At 33.4% G+C, this 1,099-nt stretch carries 2 protein-coding genes; both read left to right on the top strand.

Annotated elements, in window-relative coordinates; translation table 11 throughout:
- The first annotated feature begins 18 nt into the window (after positions 1-18).
- Complete coding sequence (locus tag DET63_RS30025; protein WP_113938661.1) at positions 19-312, top strand: transposase; 294 nt, start codon at positions 19-21, stop codon at positions 310-312.
- The coding region (locus DET63_RS30020; protein ID WP_181777968.1) for an IS3 family transposase at positions 282-1,099 on the top strand (818 nt) is incomplete at its 3' end. The genes DET63_RS30025 and DET63_RS30020, both read left to right, overlap by 31 nt.

Here is a 1,099-nt window from a genome sequence, read left to right as displayed (position 1 = left end):
AAAGGCTTAACTTTTAATATATATTCAGAAGAATTAAAGTTATCAGCTGTTCAAAGTTATTTAAACGGAGAAGGAAGTTACAATACGATAAAGGAAAAATATCAGCTTAGAAGTTCTACTCAACTTAAAAATTGGGTAAAAAAATATAAAGAATGTGGTGAAATTACAGATACACGTGGAAAAAACAGTGGAGTGAAAGGGATACCAAATCCTCTAAAAGGCAAACGTGTTCATTTCAATACCGTTGAAGAGGAACGCGACTACTATAAGGCTCAGGTTGAATATTTAAAAAAGCAATATCCAAATCTGTAAATGGAGGCGTACTAAAATATAAAGAGAGATATCATATCATTGAATCATTAAAGGAGAAATATCCAGTTAGGTGGCTTACGAAATTTGCTGGTGTACATCGTTCAAGTTACTATAAGTGGATTCATACAAAAGGCATGAAAAACATGCGACTAGAATCCGAAAAACGATTAAAAAAAGTAATACAATCTATTCATGTAAAGCACAAGGAATATGGTTATCCACGTATGAAAATCGCTTTACAGGAAGAAGGATATTTTATAAATCATAAAAAAGTATATCGCTTAATGAGCGAGCTCAACATTCAATCTATTATTCGAAAGAAGCGTCGCTTCTTTAAAGGGAACTATTCCAATGTTTTTCCGAATGTTTTAAACCGTGAATTTAAAGATCGCCAACAAAATGAAGCACTTGTTACAGATATTACGTACCTACGATTCCAAGAGGGATTTCGGTATCTTTCTGTTGTCCAAGATATTTATAATAACGAAGTTGTTTCTTGGAAAATATCCAAGCGCAATGATAATGAACTTGTATTAGATACAATTGAAATGTTGGCACAAAAAAGAGATGTGCGTGGAACCATTCTCCATTCAGATCAGGGATTCCAGTACACATCTCATGCCTACAACAAACGACTTTTAGATTTAGGTATCATTGGCAGCCACTCTCGCAAAGGAAACTGCCATGATAATGCCTGTATCGAGTCATTTTTCTCCCATTTTAAATCGGAGATGTTGTATTTGAATCATTTTAAAACAGAAGAAGATTTAATACAAGCAATTGAAGA

The sequence above is a fragment of the Bacillus sp. DB-2 genome (assembly GCF_003315125.1).
In the GTDB taxonomy this organism is placed as follows: domain Bacteria; phylum Bacillota; class Bacilli; order Bacillales; family Bacillaceae_G; genus Bacillus_A; species Bacillus_A mycoides.
This window is presented reverse-complemented; position numbering and strand designations above follow the sequence as displayed.